Below are 1,659 nucleotides of genomic sequence, written 5' to 3'. Positions count from 1 at the left end.
TGATTACCCGGATTGGTACGAAGAAGCGCTCCAGGAGCTCCAGAGACAGCACGACGGGCCAGAGAGCCGGACTTTCAGGTATCAGGACCTGCAGTTGAAGACTAGCTGGTGGCGGATGATGGATGCCTGCGGGTTTACACAAGCGGTTAGGTGGTTGTCGAAAATGATTTCAAAATTTTTGGAGGTCAAAAAGTGATGAGTGAAGCAGTATCAAGATTAATTGACACACTGAACGGTCAGTTTAAAGAATTGCCCGCGTTAGCGAAGACGATGGTGGAGCAGTGGACGATGAGCCACTACATCATAGCCGGAATCGGTTTTTTAGTGTTTGTGGCGATCGTTGCCGTGGCTGTGAACTTGTTTAAAGGAGCGCTAAAAAAGGTTGCTGCGGCAAGCGAAGAGTATGCCAAAAAAAGGGAAGAAGATGTTTTCTACACCGATCATGGTATGGATGACCAGCTTTCTAGTCATTGGCAAACCTATGTATCTGCGATTTTAGGAGCAATTTCATCGTTACCTTTGATTTTCAGCCTTGCGTCCCTCTACAAGGCATTGAACCCAATCGTGACGCTGATCAATAACTTTCGATGAACCCGTAAGGGTTGTGGAGAAAGAATCAAGGCTGACTTTGACCAGATTGTTGAAGCACTTAAAAATTAGAGCATGAAAAAAGGGCCGCCCGGCAGCAGCCCTCACCAAATAAAACTCAACGCACCTAGTATACCACAAACGCTTATTTGATGGGGGTTAGACCATGATGGCAGTAGGACAAACGGAACTTTTCGAGGAACAAAATGATAAAGAGATTGTCAAGTACGTGAAACGGTTCTTTAACCGCTACTTCATGCGACTGGTTTTGAAGTCGGGCAAGAGCCTGGCTTCTTTGCAGTCACCAAAGTATGACGGCATGCCCAAGGCCCCAGGGGTTAGTGAGGACCGAGACGGAAAGTTAGTGGGTCAGGCAGATTGCCAAATCGTTGTTGAGAGCGCGCTGGAGGCATTTCATAACTGCACGAGTGTAGCAAACCTGGTGGTGTGGCGTTCGTTCGTCAAACACGACCTGGACGTCCAGATTGCCATGACACTGCACTTGGGGCACAGCCAATTTGCTCGGCGGAAGAAGTCGGCGATGATCGAGTTCTACTACGCCTTCACTGGGCGGCTGGAGAGCAAAGGAATCGTCAATGATGAGCTGGACTTCACGGATTATCTACGGCGTAAACCGGATGTTTCTGGTACAAATTTGGGATAGAGATGGTACTTTTAAACCGGATTTAGGCCTTATATTGGTAGTATCAAATAAGTGATAGGGACAGCCCCTTTCACGTCGCCGTAGGCAAATGGTTAAGCCGCCTGGTGGTCCGCCATCAGGAAATGTGGGTTCGATTCCCACCGACGGCATTGCAGCGGGCCCAGTACTCCCGTTGCGGTTTCTTCCTCCATTAGGAACCCTTTCCTTCCCCGGTCCTGCATAAGCCGGGGTCTTGAGTCCTTAGCTCAGTGGTAGAGCGGGCGACCTTAAATAGCCATGGACGTGGGACCGTAACCCACAGGACTCATTGGACGTTCAAACTAAAATTTTAATCGTTTGAAACTACAGCGCCCAAAATCAAATTCAAAGAGAAAGAAGGCAAAACTTCTCTCGAATTGAAGGTTAAG

3 protein-coding genes and 1 pseudogene are annotated in these 1,659 nt (G+C 48.4%); all 4 read left to right on the top strand.

The features are described 5' to 3' along the window. The coding region (locus FD37_RS13120; RefSeq protein WP_235807850.1) for a hypothetical protein at nt 1-196 on the top strand (196 nt) is incomplete at its 5' end. Further along, nucleotides 196-591: a hypothetical protein gene (locus tag FD37_RS03860; protein ID WP_056963588.1), complete on the top strand. Its 396-nt coding sequence runs from the start codon at nt 196-198 to the stop codon at nt 589-591. The genes FD37_RS13120 and FD37_RS03860, both read left to right, overlap by 1 nt. 163 nt (nt 592-754) lie before the next feature. After that, nucleotides 755-1,252: an ArpU family phage packaging/lysis transcriptional regulator gene (locus tag FD37_RS03855; protein ID WP_056963585.1), complete on the top strand. Its 498-nt coding sequence runs from the start codon at nt 755-757 to the stop codon at nt 1,250-1,252. A gap of 74 nt (nt 1,253-1,326) precedes the next feature. After that, nucleotides 1,327-1,401: pseudogene (locus tag FD37_RS12765) on the top strand. Nucleotides 1,402-1,659 lie beyond the last annotated feature (258 nt).

The organism is Levilactobacillus spicheri DSM 15429, assembly GCF_001435095.1.
Taxonomy (GTDB): domain Bacteria; phylum Bacillota; class Bacilli; order Lactobacillales; family Lactobacillaceae; genus Levilactobacillus; species Levilactobacillus spicheri.
This window is presented reverse-complemented; position numbering and strand designations above follow the sequence as displayed.